Source organism: Pseudomonas graminis, from assembly GCF_013201545.1.
GTDB lineage: Bacteria > Pseudomonadota > Gammaproteobacteria > Pseudomonadales > Pseudomonadaceae > Aquipseudomonas.
In genome coordinates this window covers 1,009,791-1,025,239 of sequence record NZ_CP053746.1, presented here as the reverse complement: position 1 = coordinate 1,025,239, position 15,449 = coordinate 1,009,791, and the positions used below count along the sequence as shown (strand labels likewise).

Here is a 15,449-nt window from a genome sequence, read left to right as displayed (position 1 = left end):
GCCCCCGTCGCTGACCGCGCCGGGGGCCTGTCCGTTTTCCGGCTTACGAGGCCGTTACTGCCATGACAGATTCCGAAGTAAAAGCGCCAAAAATCGAATTTCCCTGCGCCGACTATCCGATCAAGATCATCGGCGACACGGGCGTGGGCTTCAAAGACAGAGTCATTGAGATTCTTGAGAAACACGCGACCGTTGACATGAAAACCCTGGCCGAGCGCCAGAGCAGCAACGGCAAGTACACCACCGTTCAGCTGCATATCATTGCCACCGGGCAAGACCAGCTTTACGACATCAACAGCGAATTGCGGGCCACCGGCTTCGTGCACATGGTGCTGTGATGGGCGCGGTTCTGGGCTTTCGTGAACTCGGGCTGACCGACTACGAGCCCACCTGGCAGGCCATGAAACGCTTTACCGATGGTCGCGACCGCGAAACCGCCGATGAGGTCTGGCTTGTGCAGCATCCGCCGGTGTTCACCCAGGGCCAGTCCGGCAAGCCCGAGCATTTGTTGCTGCCGGGGGATATCCCGGTGGTGCAGGTCGATCGCGGCGGCCAAGTGACTTATCATGGCCCCGGCCAACTGGTTGCTTACTTGCTGCTGGACGTGCGACGTCTGGGCTTTGGCGTTCGCGAGCTGGTCACGCGGATTGAGCGTAGCTTGATCGACCTGCTGGCCAGTTACGGCGTAGACGCAGCTGCCAAGGCTGACGCGCCGGGTGTGTACGTCGATGGCGCCAAGATCGCCTCACTGGGGCTGCGCATCCGCAATGGCTGTTCGTTTCACGGCCTTGCGTTGAACGTCGATATGGATCTGAACCCTTTTAAACGGATTAATCCCTGCGGGTATGCGGGGCTGGCGATGACCCAGCTGCGCGAACAGGCAGGTCCGATTGAATTTGCCGAGGTTAGTGCCCGGCTGCGTGCGCAGCTCGTCAACCACCTCGACTACGCTGAGCAGACGACCCTAACGGGCGGAATGGATTGATATGACTACCGCGTATGAGGCAGCTGACACTGTCGTGAATACAGAGAATGCCGTACAGACCCTGATCCCGACAGTGAGCGTGGCCACGCCTGAGCGTGTGGCCCGTCCGAAAGTGGAGGCGGGCGTGAAGCTGCGCGGCGCGGAAAAAGTCGCGCGCATCCCGGTGAAGATCATCCCGACGGTCGATCTGCCGAAGAAGCCTGACTGGATTCGCGTGCGCATCCCGGTCTCGCCTGAAGTCGACCGTATCAAAGCGCTGCTGCGCAAGCACAAGCTGCACAGCGTGTGCGAAGAGGCATCTTGCCCGAACCTGGGCGAGTGCTTCTCTGGCGGCACCGCGACCTTCATGATCATGGGTGACATCTGCACCCGTCGCTGCCCATTCTGCGACGTCGGCCATGGACGTCCGAAAGCGCTGGACACCGATGAGCCGAAGAACCTGGCCGTCGCCATCGCTGACCTGAAACTCAAATACGTCGTGATCACCTCCGTTGACCGTGACGACCTGCGCGACGGCGGTGCTCAGCACTTCGCCGACTGCATCCGTGAGATCCGCCTGCTGTCGCCGAACGTGCAGCTGGAGACCCTGGTCCCGGATTACCGTGGCCGCATGGACATCGCGCTGGAAATCACCGCCGCGACGCCGCCAGACGTCTTCAACCACAACCTGGAAACCGTGCCGCGCCTGTACAAGGCTGCGCGCCCGGGTTCGGATTACCAGTGGTCGCTGACCTTGCTCAAGCGCTTCAAGGAAATGGTCCCCCACGTGCCGACCAAATCCGGGCTGATGCTGGGACTGGGCGAGACTGACGAAGAAGTCATCGAGGTCATGCAGCGCATGCGCGAGCACAACATCGACATGCTGACCCTGGGCCAATACCTGCAACCGTCGCGCAACCATTTGCCGGTGCAGCGCTTCGTGCACCCGGACGTCTTCGACTGGTTCGCCGAAGAAGGCTACAAAATGGGCTTCAAGAACGTCGCTTCCGGCCCGCTGGTCCGCTCCTCGTACCACGCGGACGAACAAGCCAAGCTGGTCAAGTCGCTGCTCACAGCAGGCTGATCACAGCGTCGTAAATGCAAAAAAACGGGCCGGATAGAAATATCCGGCCCGTTTTTTTGTGTTGCGTTTGATTCTGCGCAGTTACGGCTGGCGCAACTGCTGCAGCAATTCCTGGGTCGGATACCCGTCTGCAGGCCAGCCAAAGGATTGTTGTGCACTGCGAATCGCTTTACGTGTGTTGGCGCCGATGATCCCGTCCGGGGCGCCCGCGTCGTACTGGCGGGCAGAGAGCAGCGTCTGCAGTTCAATGCGCTCGGAGCGGCTCAACGGACGATCGCCGCGCGGCCAGCTGCCCTGCACATAACCGCCACCATTGAAGCGCTCGGACAGCAAACCGATCGCCAGCGCATAGGACGACGAGTTGTTGTACTTGAGGATGGCGCGGAAGTTATCCATCACCAGAAAGGCCGGACCTTTGTAGCCTGCGGGCAGCAGCAAGGCGGCTTGCTGTTGCAGCACGTTGGCCGGCAGCGCAGAACCGTTCGGCAGCTTCAGCCCCAGCTGTTGCCATTCACTGATGGATTTACGGGTTGAAGCGTCGGCCAGTGCGTAATCGAAACCTTGAGCCAATTGCACTTCGAAGCCCCACGGCTGGCCTTTCTGCCAGCCGGAGCTTTGCAGGTAATGGGCAGTGGAAGCGAGCGCATCGCTGGGGGAGTTCCAGATATCACGGCGACCGTCGCCGTCGAAGTCCACCGCGTGGGTGTTGTAGGTCGTCGGAATGAACTGCGTCTGGCCCATGGCGCCTGCCCACGAGCCGAGCATGCTCGGCGCATCGATGTCGCCGTGCTGAATGATCTGCAGGGCGGCAATCAACTGGTCCTGGGCGAACTGTGGTCGGCGTCCCTCGTAGGCCAGCGTGGCCAGCGAGCGAATCACCGACTGAGTGCCCTGGAACTGGCCGAAGCTGCTCTCCATGCCCCACACGGCGACCAGTGCCTGCCGATCAACGCCATAACGCTGCTCGATGGCGCTCAGCGCGTCGGCGTATTGATTGAGCAAGGCCTGACCCTTGCGCACGCGCACGGCGGACATGGCGCCGTCGAGGTATTCCCACACCGGGCGACTGAATTCCGGCTGGCTGCGATCGGCCTTGACCACGCTCATGTCGGGCGTGATGCCAGCAAAGGCGTTATCGAACACCTCGGGGCGCACACCGGCGTTCAGCGCCAGAGCACGGAACTGGCTCTGCCACTCACTGAAAGTCATTGCGGGCTGTATTTCAAAGTTGCCGTTGTCAGGCTGCGCAACAGCGCCGGAGGGCGCGGGCAGACTTTTGACAACTTGCGCCGCGGGTGCGGCCTGGAGCGGGGTGGCAACGGCAGCGGTAGGCTGCTCGGCACAGGCAACCAGCGCAAAGAGGCTGGAGGCGGCGATCAACTGGCGAAGGTGCCAGCGACGGGGAAAGCTTGGGGGCATTCTGGGGTCCACAGGGCTAAACCGGAAGGTACAGACCTTAACATGCCGGCCCTGTTGGTGGGGCGTCAGTCAGTAACCTGAAGTTTTCAAGCCGCCATAACGGAAGAAGCCTCCCAGCCTTTAGACTGGAAGGCTTCGCGGCGGTAGCTGCCTTTGCCTTTGCCGGGTTGTTCCTGACGGCTGCGGAACAGTGGCTGGGCGATGATGGATTTGGCCTTGTTCGGCCGCTTTTTGGCTTTGCTCATGGCGTTCTCGCTCAAGTGGTGGGATGGAGCAGCGGGGATATTCTGCCAGTTTGGCGCCGCTGTCCAATTAACCTGAGCTATCGAACCGTTACCGATTATTCCGCCGGCAATGCCAGTCGTTGCCCTGCCATCAGCAGCGTCAGTCGACTCAGGCTGCTCCAGACCGAGCCTTGCGCCTGGCCTTTGATTTGCGCGTCGATATGTTGGGCGTCCATCAACAGCTGACCCCAGCGTCGCGCGGAGTGGCGTTGCAGGGCCTTGCTCATCAACGGTTTGCGCTTGTCCCAGATGGGCGGCCGTGCCTGGCTGAAGGCTTTGTCCAGCGGGATGCCCTGACTGAACTGCAACGCCAGATTGGCCAGCACACGAAGCTCACGGGAAAGCGCCCAGAGAATCACAGGAGGCTCAACGCCTTCGCCGCGCAGCCCTTCGAGCATTCGCAGCGCATGCGCCGCTTCGCCATTGAGGATCGCGTCGGTCAGCCCGAAGACATCGAAGCGCGCGCTATCGGCCACCGCAGCCTGCACGGTCTCAACCGTAATCTGGCCTTCGTCGGCCATGAGCTTGAGCTTTTCAATCTCCTGCGCAGCCGCCAGCAGATTGCCTTCCACCCGCGCGGCGATCAGTTCGATGGCGTCCGGCGTTGCTGCGAGGCCGGCCTGTGACAGGCGCTGACGAATCCATTGCGGCAACTGGCTGGCGTCCACCGGCCAGATCTGCACGAACTGGGTTTGTGGCCCTTCGACCAGCGCCTTGCCCCATTTGGTTTTCTGCGCCGAGCCGTCGAGCTTGGGCAGGCTGATCAGCAGCAGCGTGTCCTCGGCAGGACGGCCGCAGTACTCCAGCAATGCGGCAGCACCTTTGTCGCCGGGTTTGCCGGACGGCAGGCGCAACTCCAGCAGCCTGCGCTCGGCGAACAGCGACATGCTTGCGCCCGCCTGGAGCAGGGTGCCCCAGTCGAAGCTCGAATCGGCGCTGAATACCTGACGCTCGTCATAGCCTTGCTGACGCGCAGCCGCACGGATGGCGTCGCACGCCTCCTGACATTGCAGCGGGTCATCGCCGCTGACGATGTAGACGGGCGCAAGAGTGCCTTGCAAGTGTTTGGAAAGCTGGGCGGGGGCGAGTTTCATGGGTCAGAAAAGATCGGGGCCGGCGAACCGGCCCCGATGCCGTCACTTGGACGGGATTTCGATAGGCGACTGTTGTGGCGTCTCGTCGCGAATGCGCTGAGCAGCGGCCTCGGCATCAGCCTGGGCGCGGGCAGCGGCGTCAGCTTTGGCTTGCAGCTCGTCGAGACGTTGAGGCGACAGCTGTTGCAGACGGGCCAATACCTTCTGCACGAGGTCAGTGCGCATTTCCTTACGGATCTGATCGGCTTCCTGGTCAGAGCCGATCAGGTTGTTGCCGTCATGCACGAAAACCTTCTGCGACTGCACTGAGTCATCGATCAGCAGGACGTCCTTGCTACCGTGGATCTCATACTTCAGCACGGTGGTCAGTTCGTATTCGGCGGAACGACCCGAGCCGGCGTAGCTCGCGGTGCGCTGGGCTTCGTCTTCACGGGCGATGAACAATTTGTACTGGGCGCCGGTGTAGACGTGTACGCCGCTGTTGGTCAGGGTCTGACGCAGTTGAGTGACGACGTCGCCATAGGCGTCTCGGGCGCTCACGTCCAGTTCCTTGAGCGACAGGGCATTGGTGCCAGTGCCGCGCAGCTGGAAACCGCAGGCGCTCAGCAGAACCGCGAGTCCCATTACCAGCAGATTGCGTTTGATCATCTTGTTGCTCCCTTGAATCCGTTAGAGCCCGGCACCCCGGGTTCTTGAAATTGATGCGGCGCCTGCAGGCAGGCGCCCGATTGCGTCAGCTGGCGACGATGTTAACCAGTTTGCCCGGCACCACGATCACTTTGCGGATCGTCAGGCCGTCGATGAAGCGCAGGACGTTTTCGTTGATCCGTGCGGCAGCCTCGACTTCTTCGCGGGTGGCGCTGGCCGGCATCTCGATGTGGCCACGCAGCTTGCCATTGACCTGAATCACCAATTGCAACGTGTCCTGCACCAGTGCCGAGTCATCGACCACAGGCCAGCCGGCGTCGATGATCGGGTCGGAGTGGCCCAGCGCAGCCCACAGCTCGTGGCTGATGTGCGGGGTGATTGGCGCCAGCAACAGCGCGACGGTCTCCAGACCTTCCTGCAACAGCGCGCGGTCCTGAGTCGAAACCTGCGGCGCCTTTTCCAGGACGTTCATCAGCGTCATCACCTGAGCGATGGCGGTGTTGAATTTGTGATGCTGCCCAACGTCCTGACCAGCTTGCTTGATGGCCAGGTGAATCGAGCGGCGGATGGCCTTCTGGTCGTCGTTCAGAGCGGTTTTGTCGAGTGCGCCTGCAGCGCCCGCCGTCACGTGGGCCTGAGCCAGACGCCAGACGCGCTTGAGGAAGCGGTGCGAGCCTTCCACGCCAGAGTCAGACCATTCCAGGCTCATGTCAGGCGGCGAGGCGAACATCATGAACAGCCGGCAGGTGTCGGCGCCGTACTGGTCGATCATCGACTGAGGGTCGACGCCGTTGTTCTTCGATTTGGCCATCTTTTCGATGCCGCCGATTTCAACCGGGTGGCCGTCGGCAATCAGTTTGGCACCGATGATTTTGGCTTTGCTGTCGCGTTCGAACTCAACGTCTGCCGGGTTGAACCAGGTTTTGCTGCCGTTGGCTTCCAGACGGTAGAACGTCTCGGCCACGACCATGCCTTGGGTCAACAGGTTCTTGAACGGCTCGTTGGAGCTAACCAGGCCTTCGTCGCGCATCAGCTTGTGGAAGAAGCGCGCGTACAACAAGTGCAGGATCGCGTGTTCGATACCGCCGATATACTGATCAACCGGCAGCCAGTGATTCGCGGCCTTCGGGTCGACCATACCGCCTTCGTAATGAGGCGAGGCGTAGCGGGCGAAATACCACGAGGACTCGACGAAGGTGTCCATGGTGTCGGTTTCGCGCTTGGCCGGTGCGCCGCAGGTCGGGCAACTGCACTCGTAAAACTCGGGCATGCGCGCCAGCGGTGAGCCCGCGCCGTCCGGTACCACGTCTTCAGGCAGCTTGACCGGCAGTTGATCTTCCGGGACAGGCACGTCGCCGCACGTGTCGCAGTGAATGATCGGAATCGGGCAGCCCCAGTAGCGCTGACGGCTGATGCCCCAGTCGCGCAGGCGGAACTGGGTGCGTGAGTTGCCCAGTTCTTTCTTGAGCAGCGCGGCTTCCATGGCGTCGAATGCGCCGGCGAAATCCAGGCCGTCGAACTCACCGGAGTTGATCAACTGACCGTGCTCGCCGTATGCGTCCTGCCACGGTGCAGGGGTTTCATCGCCCGCACTGGTGCGCACAACGGCTTTGATGGGCAGGCTGTACTTGGTCGCGAATTCAAAATCACGTTCGTCATGGGCAGGAACAGCCATGACCGCGCCGTCGCCGTAATGCATCAGCACGTAGTTGGCGACCCACACCGGCAGTTTCTCGCCGGTCAGCGGGTGTTCGACGAACAGCGAGGTCGGCAGGCCTTTCTTTTCTTGGGTGGCGACGTCGGCTTCGGCGACGCTGCCGCTTTTGCATTCGTTGATGAACGCTTGCAGCTCGGGATTGTTCTGCGCAGCCAGGGTCGCCAGCGGGTGCTCGGCGGCAACGGCCACGTACGTCGCGCCCATCAGGGTGTCGGGACGGGTGGTGAAGACTTTCAGGGTGCCGGCTTCGCCGATGGACGCCTGGTCGTACGGAAACTGCACTTCCATGCCGCGGGATTTGCCGATCCAGTTGCGCTGCATGGTCTTGACCTGTTCAGGCCAGCCCGGCAACTCGTCGAGGCTCTCCAGCAGCTTATCCGCGTAGGCGGTGATCTTGAAGTAGTACATCGGGATTTCGCGTTTTTCGATCACCGCGCCCGAACGCCAGCCGCGCCCGTCGATGACTTGCTCGTTGGCCAGGACGGTCTGGTCGACCGGGTCCCAGTTCACGGTACCGTTCTTGCGGTAGATCACGCCTTTTTCGAACAGGCGAGTGAACAGCCATTGTTCCCAGCGGTAGTAATCGGGTTTGCAGGTAGTGATCTCGCGGGACCAGTCGATCGCCAGACCCAGGCTCTTGAGCTGGTTCTTCATGTAGGCGATGTTTTCGTAGGTCCACTTGGCAGGGGCGACGTTGTTCTTCATCGCGGCGTTTTCCGCCGGCATGCCGAATGCGTCCCAGCCCATCGGCTGCAGCACGTTTTTGCCCTGCATGCGCTGATAGCGGGCGATCACGTCGCCGATGGTGTAGTTGCGCACGTGACCCATGTGTAGCTTGCCGCTGGGGTAAGGGAACATCGACAGGCAGTAAAAGGTGTCCTTGCCTGGCTGTTCACTGACTTCAAAAGACTTTTGCTCGTCCCAGAAGGTCTGGGCGGCGGCTTCGATTTCGCGGGGCTGGTAGAGTTCGTGCATGGCTACTTTTGGCTGAAATGAGTGACCCTTGACCGCTTCTCGGCGTGGCCGGATCAGGAAGCCTTCGCATGCCAGACGAGGCCGTCCGCATTGCGATGCATCCCTGCCCGGTTGGGCGGAAGTGGATTTACAGGAAGCGCCGTAGCATACATGAGGCTACCAAGCCGAGGGAAACCCTGATTGCGTGCTCAAGACTCGGCATCTGCGGCATCCGCCGTTGGTCGCGGCATCGCGCCGGTTTTTGCAGTGGCGCTAAGCTCACTGACGGGGGTAAATGTTTATCTTCAGTGAGGTGAACGGATGGCAGAGCTGCAGCATGAAGTAGAGCAACCTGATGTGTATGACCGTTTGATCGATCGTCTGGGCCTGGCTCTGGACACGGCAAAAACAGCGGTGCGGCTTCGGAACGAATCCCCCGCCGAGCTTGAGTTGCGTGGCTTGAGTCACGCCGAGTTTCAGTTGATCGAGGCTTATCTGGGCAGAACCGAAGTCGCTCTCAAAGAAGATTTTCCGATCGTCACGAGGGCACGTTCCAGCACCTCACGGGAGCCTTCCGAGCCGATGCGAGCGCCCCATCCTCACGCCAATGTCATCTGGCTCAAGGATCAGCGCCGAGCCAAAGTGTCGGCAAAGTTGAGTCGCTACAGTTCCACCAAACATTTCAAGCGTTAACTTCTGCGGGGGCTGACCCCGGCCAATCGAGCATTGCTGCTTAGCGTCATTGCTTCTAGGCTTCGGGCATCTTTGGAGATGCCCGATGCCCTTTCGTTATTTCATCAAAAACCTGCTACTGCCTCCGGGCCTTTTCCTGCTGTTGTTGGTGCTTGCCTGGTGGTTGAGAAATCGCCGGCCAGTGTTGGCGCGGGTGCTGTTCGTCATCGGCGTTGGCGGCATGACCGCAATGAGTCTGCCCATTGTGGTGGAGTGGTCGGCGAAGGGTATCGAGCGCATTCCGCCGCTGCCGCAGAGCGAGTGGGCAACGCTGGCGCAGCGTGCGGACGCGATCGTGATTCTAGGGTCAGGCCGTGAGCGCAACGACCCGAGCTGGGGCACTGACATCCCGACGGGCGTTGCGCTGGAGCGCATGCGATACGCCGCGCGTCTGTCGAAGGCGTCCGGTTTGCCGATCCTCACCACCGGCGGGCTGCATTACGGTCAGCCGCCGAGCGAAGCGGCGATCATGGCCGATTCCCTGCGCGACGACTTTGGGGTGAATGTCCGTTGGCAGGAAGGGGAAAGCCGCACAACATGGGAAAACGCCAACATGACCGCCGCGATCTTGTTGCCCCAGGGCATCAAGCGCGTGGTCGTGGTCACCCAGGCGTGGCACATGCCGCGTTCGGTCTGGAGTTTCGAGAAGGCCGGATTCACCGTGGTCCCGGCGCCTGTGGGATTCCTCAGCGTGGACAATGCCCGCCCGTTCGGAGGCTGGACCCCGGAGGCGAGGGCAGTGTGGCAGAACGGGCAATTGCTCAACGAAGCGGCGGGGTTGGTGGGGTATCGGTTGTTTTACCGGTGACAGAATTGCCTTGGCGTCGTGGAGGAACCACGGTGGTGCGGTAGGCACTGTCCATGTGGGAGCGAGCTTGCTCGCGAAGAGGCCGGGGCAGCCGCTAGATCTTCGGCGGCTGATGTGCCGTCTTCGTGAGCAAGCTCACTCCCACAGGGTTGCGTTCGCTGCACGACGGCGCTGTGTCAGGACGCCGTGACCTCTATTGCAGAGAGCCAGCAACTGGCTCAGACCGCCTTCGCCATCCTGCCGGCAAAGAATGCCCAGCCGATCAGCAGCAGCGACAACACGATCAGCGGCCATGAGCGCCAGTGCAGGTACGGCGTGAGGTTTTGCATCGGGGTGACTTCGCCGTACATCACGGCGCGCTCGAACTGCGGCACGGTGGTGGTGATTTTGCCAAACGGGTCGATCAGCGCGCTGACGCCGTTGTTGGTGGCGCGGATCATCCAGCGGCCGGCTTCCAGTGCGCGCATCTGCGCCATCTGCAAATGCTGCAGCGGGCCGATGGAGGTGCCGAACCAGGTATCGTTACTGACCGTCAGCAGCAGATCGCTTTGCGCCGCCAGTCCTGCGGCGAACTCTGGATACACCACCTCATAACAAATGAACGGCGCGATTTCATAACCCTTCGCCTGTAACAGCGCTTGCCCGGACGGCCCGCGGGCAAAGTCGGACATCGGCAGGTTGAAAAACCCGATCAGCCCGCGCAACAGGTCCTGCAGCGGCACGTACTCACCAAACGGCACCAGCTTCTGTTTCAGGTAAGTGCCATCGCCTTCGCCGGTGACGGTAATGGCGTTGTAGTAACGGTATTCCCCATGGGTGCCTTTCTCACGCAGCGGCACGCCGGTGATCAGCGCCGAATCCCGGTCGGCCGCAAACTTGCCCATCACCGACAGGTAACCTTCGACCGATTCCTTGAGAACAGGCACCGCTGTTTCCGGCCAGATGATCAGGTCGGCTTTTTTCGAGGTGAACGTCATGTCGCGGTACAGGGCGAGTTGCGCGTTCAGTGCCGCCGGGTCCCACTTCATGCTCTGCTCGACGTTGCCCTGCATGGCCGCGACGGTCAGTGGCTGACCGGAAGGCTCGGTCCAGGCGTGATTTTTCAGCGCCAGCCCGGCAACCCACGGCGCCAGCAGCAACACGATGCCAGCCGCCAGCTTCGGCGCGCGTGTCCGCAAGCGGGGCAAGTTGCACAGCAAAGCGGCGCTCAGCGCGAGCACGAAGGAGATCAGCCACATGCCGCCCACTGGCGCGAGGCCTTTGAGGGGGCCGTCCAATTGGCTGTAGCCGGAATAGAGCCAGGGGAAACCGGTGAGGAACCAGCCGCGAAACATTTCCTGGCCGAACCACAGCGCCGCGAAGGCCAGTGAATCGGCCAGCGGGGCTTCGTTGCGGCGGATCCAGCGAGCCCAGATCCAGGCTGGCAGGGCGAAGAAGAATGCCACCGAGGCGCAGAACAGCACCATCAGGAACACGGCAAGCCAGACCGGCGCCTCTCCGTAGGTGTGGATGCTGACGTAAATCCAGCTGGTGCCGCCGCCGAACAGGCCAAACCCGTAGGACCAGCCGCGCCAGAGGGCCTGACGCGGTGTGAGGTCTCGCAGGCCGAGATAGAAAACCAGCAGCGCGACAATCGCCAGCGGCCAGATATCGAACGGTGCCAGGGCCAGGGTAATCAACGCGCCGGCCACCATGGCCAGCAGGTTACCGGGCCAGCCGGGGCGGGTGATCCAGCGCATTTACATTCCTTAAAGCGGGTAGGGCGTTACGTGCGGTTGATCGGGCTCAGGCGCAGCAAGTGAATACGACGGCTGTCGGCATTCAGAATGCGGAAACGGTACGCGCCGATTTCGGTGATTTCATTACGCTTGGGCAGGTGCCCGAACGCGTTCATCACCAGACCGCCCACGGTGTCGAATTCGTCATCGGAGAACCCGCTGTCGAAGAACTCGTTGAAGCTCTCGATCGGGGTCAGCGCCTTGACCAGGAAGTCGCCACTGGGCAGCGGCTTGATGTAGCTGTCTTCCTCGACATCGTGCTCGTCTTCGATGTCGCCGACGATTTGCTCAAGCACGTCTTCGATGGTCACCAGACCCGCCACGCCGCCGTATTCGTCGATGACGATGGCCATGTGATTGTGGTTGGCGCGGAATTCCCGCAACAGCACGTTCAGGCGCTTGGATTCAGGGACGAATGTCGCCGGGCGCAGCAGGCTTTTCACGTCGCCGCTGCCACCGTCTTCCTTGAGAATCAGCGGCAGCAGGTCCTTGGCGAGCAATACGCCCAGCACGTCATCGTGGCTTTCGCCGATGACCGGGTAACGCGAGTGCGCCGAGTCGATCACGGCTGGCAGAAACTCGCGTGGGGTCTGGCTGGCTTTGATGCTGATCATCTGCGAACGCGGCACCATGATGTCGCGGACCTGCAGGTCGGCGACTTGGATGGCACCTTCGACGATGGCCAGCGCTTCACTGTCCAGCAGCTTGTTCTGATGGGCTTCGCGCAGCAGCTCCAGCAGCTCCTGGCGGTTTTTCGGCTCATGGGCAAATGCCTGGGTCAGTTTGCCCAACCATGACTTTTGCCCGTTGCTCGATCGGTCTTCGCTCATAGCCCTTACTCGTGGTCCTTGGCTGATGTTTCTAAATGGGGTGTGTCGGAATGCGGGGTGTTGACGGTTTCGTCGTCGGCGTAAGGATCCGGATAGCCAAGCTTTGCAAGCAACTCCCGTTCCAGCGCTTCCATCTCTTCGGCTTCGTCATCATCGATGTGATCGTAGCCCAACAGATGCAGACAGCCATGAATCACCAGATGCGCCCAATGGGCGTCCGGTGACTTGCCTTGTTCAGCGGCTTCACGGGTGACGACAGGCACGCAAATGACCAGATCGCCCAACAGCGGGATGTCCAGCATCTCGTCGGGGACGTCGGCAGGAAACGACAGCACGTTGGTGGCGTAATCCTTGTGCCGCCACGTGTTGTTCAGCTCCCGGCCTTCGGTTTCGTCGACAAGGCGAATGGTCAGTTCCGAATCAGCCGAACGCTGGCGCAGGCCCATTTCACACCAGAGGCGGAACTGGGCTTCGCTTGGGGCGCTGGCCGCGCTCGCAAGTTGCAGATCCAGCTCAAGCATCGCGGCGAGTGTCCCGTGAACCCTGGGGAACGGCCGGGTTGTCGTTGCGTTCTTCGTAGCGCTCGTACGCTTCGACGATGCGCTGCACCAGCGGATGGCGCACGACGTCCTTGGGCTTGAAGTGGGTGAAGCTGATGCCCGGCACGTCCTTGAGCACGTCGATGACGTGGTTCAGCCCAGATTTCGTGCCCTTGGGCAAGTCGATCTGGGTGACGTCACCGGTGATCACGGCCGTGGAACCGAAGCCGATACGGGTCAGGAACATTTTCATCTGCTCGACGGTGGTGTTCTGACTCTCGTCGAGAATGATGAAGCTGTTATTAAGAGTGCGACCTCGCATGTAAGCCAGCGGCGCGACTTCGATCACCTGCTTCTCGATCAGCTTGGCGACGTATTCGAAGCCGAGCATTTCGTACAGCGCGTCATACAGCGGGCGCAGGTACGGGTCGATTTTCTGGGACAGGTCGCCGGGCAGGAAGCCGAGCTTTTCGCCCGCTTCTACGGCAGGACGCACCAGCAGGATGCGGCGGATGGTCTCGCGCTCAAGCGCATCCACCGCAGCGGCCACCGCCAGATAGGTTTTGCCGGTACCGGCCGGGCCGATGCCAAAGTTGATGTCGTTGGCGAGGATTTCCTTCACGTACCGCTGCTGATTCAAGCCACGCGGGCGAATCATGCCTTTCTTGGTACGCAGAGCGACGCCGACTTCGGCAGCAGGGTGGTTGTCCAGCTCTTCGACGCCGGACTCCTGCAGGAACAGATGAACCATGTCCGGGGACAGTTCGGTCGCTTTCGTTTCCCGATACAGCCGGCGCAGCAGGTTTTCTGCCGAGGTGGTTTGTTTGCGCTCGCCGATCATCTCGAACTGGGCTCCGCGATTGCGGATCTCGATGTTCAGGCGCTGTTCGATCAAGCGCAGGTGCTCGTCGAATTGCCCGCACAGATTGGCGAAGCGGTGAGCCTCGATAGGTTCGAGGCTGAAGCGATGTGGTTCGATAGGTGCGTTCAAAGTGGTTTTGGGCCGCCCGACGGCAATGTGAAGTGACGTGAAGGATAACCCCTGCAGGCAGTGTCCGGAAGGGTTCACTCACTAATGGATAAATGAGGTGCGCAGACGCCCGGCAGGGTGCCCTCTAACAGACAGCCTGCCGGCCTTGCGAACTGAATCGCGCGCCGGTGCAGCCGACGTATGGCTGCTGTCCGGCACCTGATTCTGTGCCCGTGCCTGCGCACAAACAATCATGCGTGGCGATTACATTGGGGCGCTTTGGCTTATTGCAACAACGACCCGCGCAGTGAGTGAGGTTGGGCGCTGTCGATGTAAACGTCGGTGAACTGGCCGATCAGCCGGGGGTTGTCGCAGCGGAAATTCACGATCCGGTTGTTCTCGGTACGGCCCTGCAGTTCGCCGGGGTCCTTCTTCGAGTAATCGGTGACCAGAATGCGCTGCACAGTGCCGGCCATCTTGCGGCTGATGTCCAGGCCCTGACGGTTGATCAGGTCCTGCAGCTGCTTGAGGCGTTCTTTCTTCACCTCTTCGGAAGTGTCGTCGGCCAGATCGGCCGCGGGTGTGCCGGGGCGCGCGCTGTAAACGAAGGAGTAGGAGAAATCCATGCCGACGTCTTCCACCAGCTTCATAGTTTGCAGGTGATCCTTCTCGGTTTCGCCCGGGAAGCCGACGATGAAGTCGGAGCTGATGCAGATGTCCGGCACCGCTGCGCGCAACTTGCGCAGGCGTGACTTGTACTCGAGTACGGTGTGATTGCGTTTCATGGCCGCGAGAATCCGGTCGGAACCTGATTGCACGGGCAAGTGCAGATGCTTCACCAGTTCCGGTACTTCCGCGTGGGCCTGAATCAGGCTGTCGGAGAATTCCAGCGGGTGCGAGGTGGTGTAGCGAATGCGGTCGATGCCGTCGATGGCGGCAACCACCCGAATCAGTTCGGCCAGATCAGCAAGGCGCCCGTCGTGGGTCGTGCCACGGTAGCCGTTGACGTTCTGGCCCAGCAGGGTCACTTCACGCACGCCGTTCTCGGCCAGGTGAAGCACCTCGTTGATGACGTCGTCGAACGGCCGGCTGACTTCTTCGCCACGGGTGTAAGGCACCACGCAGAACGTGCAGTACTTGCTGCAGCCTTCCATCACCGACACATAAGCGCTCGGGCCATCGACACGGGGCTCGGGCAAGTGGTCGAATTTTTCGATTTCCGGGAACGAGACGTCGACCTGAGGCAGGCGCGTGATGCGCGCGGCGTCGATCATTTCCGGCAGACGGTGCAGGGTCTGCGGGCCGAACACCACGTCGACGTACGGCGCGCGATCGCGGATGGCCGCGCCTTCCTGACTCGCCACGCAGCCACCGACGGCGATGACCATTTCCGGATTTGCCAGCTTCAATTCGCGCCAGCGGCCAAGCTGGGAGTACACCCGGTCCTGCGCCCGCTCGCGAATCGAGCAGGTGTTGAGCAGGATGACGTCAGCGTCTTCCGCCCGTGCGGTGACTTCCAGTGCTTGATGTTCGCCCAGCAGATCGACCATGCGCGAGCTGTCGTACTCGTTCATCTGGCAACCGTGGGTTTCGATGTAAAGCTTCTTGGCCATGCGGGGGTTCATCAG

Annotated in this window: 15 protein-coding genes; 5 read left to right on the top strand and 10 right to left on the bottom strand. The window is 61.3% G+C overall.

What is annotated here, in order from left to right; genetic code table 11:
- The first annotated feature begins 62 nt into the window (after nt 1-62).
- The 3 genes from FX982_RS04640 to lipA are packed head-to-tail and all read left to right on the top strand — an operon-like array spanning nt 63 to nt 2,048.
- Entirely contained in the window at nt 63-338 is a 276-nt protein-coding gene (locus FX982_RS04640; protein ID WP_122536890.1) for a DUF493 domain-containing protein, read from the top strand.
- A complete protein-coding gene (gene lipB / locus FX982_RS04635) occupies nt 338-985 on the top strand; it encodes a lipoyl(octanoyl) transferase LipB (protein ID WP_172609820.1) in 648 nt (215 codons plus the stop codon). Before FX982_RS04640 ends, lipB begins: the two co-directional genes overlap by 1 nt.
- 1 nt (nt 986) lies before the next feature.
- On the top strand, nt 987-2,048 hold the full coding sequence (gene lipA, locus FX982_RS04630; protein WP_122536892.1) for a lipoyl synthase: 1,062 nt from the start codon (nt 987-989) through the stop codon (nt 2,046-2,048).
- A gap of 81 nt (nt 2,049-2,129) precedes the next feature.
- Here lipA and FX982_RS04625 read toward each other — a convergent pair whose 3' ends face one another.
- From FX982_RS04625 to leuS, 5 genes are all read right to left on the bottom strand, one after another.
- Nucleotides 2,130-3,467: a lytic murein transglycosylase gene (locus FX982_RS04625; protein ID WP_172609819.1), complete on the bottom strand. Its 1,338-nt coding sequence runs from the start codon at nt 3,465-3,467 to the stop codon at nt 2,130-2,132.
- Between the two features lie 86 nt (nt 3,468-3,553).
- A complete protein-coding gene (arfA, locus tag FX982_RS04620; RefSeq protein WP_172609818.1) occupies nt 3,554-3,712 on the bottom strand; it encodes an alternative ribosome rescue factor ArfA in 159 nt (52 codons plus the stop codon).
- 95 nt (nt 3,713-3,807) lie between these two features.
- The gene (gene holA / locus FX982_RS04615; RefSeq protein WP_172609817.1) at nt 3,808-4,845 is read right to left on the bottom strand and encodes a DNA polymerase III subunit delta; all 1,038 of its coding nucleotides are present in this window, start codon (nt 4,843-4,845) and stop codon (nt 3,808-3,810) included.
- 42 nt (nt 4,846-4,887) lie between these two features.
- A complete protein-coding gene (locus FX982_RS04610; protein ID WP_122536896.1) occupies nt 4,888-5,493 on the bottom strand; it encodes an LPS-assembly lipoprotein LptE in 606 nt (201 codons plus the stop codon).
- An 85-nt stretch (nt 5,494-5,578) separates the two neighbouring features.
- Nucleotides 5,579-8,185 carry a leucine--tRNA ligase gene (gene leuS, locus FX982_RS04605; protein WP_172609816.1) on the bottom strand — a complete coding sequence of 869 codons (2,607 nt, stop codon included), beginning with the start codon at nt 8,183-8,185 and terminating at the stop codon, nt 5,579-5,581.
- 300 nt (nt 8,186-8,485) lie between these two features.
- Between leuS and FX982_RS04600 the strand changes: the two genes are divergently transcribed.
- Both FX982_RS04600 and FX982_RS04595 read left to right on the top strand, forming a co-directional pair.
- A complete protein-coding gene (locus tag FX982_RS04600) occupies nt 8,486-8,857 on the top strand; it encodes a hypothetical protein (protein ID WP_122536898.1) in 372 nt (123 codons plus the stop codon).
- Between the two features lie 85 nt (nt 8,858-8,942).
- Complete coding sequence (locus tag FX982_RS04595) at nt 8,943-9,704, top strand: YdcF family protein (protein ID WP_172609815.1); 762 nt, start codon at nt 8,943-8,945, stop codon at nt 9,702-9,704.
- Nucleotides 9,705-9,922: 218 nt separating this feature from the next.
- Here FX982_RS04595 and lnt read toward each other — a convergent pair whose 3' ends face one another.
- The 5 genes from lnt to miaB all read right to left on the bottom strand — a co-directional run bounded on the left by lnt (nt 9,923) and on the right by miaB (nt 15,434).
- A complete protein-coding gene (gene lnt / locus FX982_RS04590; protein WP_172609814.1) occupies nt 9,923-11,443 on the bottom strand; it encodes an apolipoprotein N-acyltransferase in 1,521 nt (506 codons plus the stop codon).
- 26 nt (nt 11,444-11,469) lie between these two features.
- Nucleotides 11,470-12,312 carry an HlyC/CorC family transporter gene (locus FX982_RS04585; protein ID WP_065988361.1) on the bottom strand — a complete coding sequence of 281 codons (843 nt, stop codon included), beginning with the start codon at nt 12,310-12,312 and terminating at the stop codon, nt 11,470-11,472.
- 5 nt (nt 12,313-12,317) lie between these two features.
- Nucleotides 12,318-12,833 carry an rRNA maturation RNase YbeY gene (gene ybeY / locus FX982_RS04580; protein WP_172609813.1) on the bottom strand — a complete coding sequence of 172 codons (516 nt, stop codon included), beginning with the start codon at nt 12,831-12,833 and terminating at the stop codon, nt 12,318-12,320.
- Complete coding sequence (locus tag FX982_RS04575) at nt 12,826-13,842, bottom strand: PhoH family protein (RefSeq protein WP_122536903.1); 1,017 nt, start codon at nt 13,840-13,842, stop codon at nt 12,826-12,828. The genes ybeY and FX982_RS04575 overlap by 8 nt, the downstream gene beginning before the upstream one ends.
- 263 nt (nt 13,843-14,105) lie before the next feature.
- Complete coding sequence (gene miaB / locus FX982_RS04570; protein WP_172609812.1) at nt 14,106-15,434, bottom strand: tRNA (N6-isopentenyl adenosine(37)-C2)-methylthiotransferase MiaB; 1,329 nt, start codon at nt 15,432-15,434, stop codon at nt 14,106-14,108.
- Between the last annotated feature and the right edge of the window lie 15 nt (nt 15,435-15,449).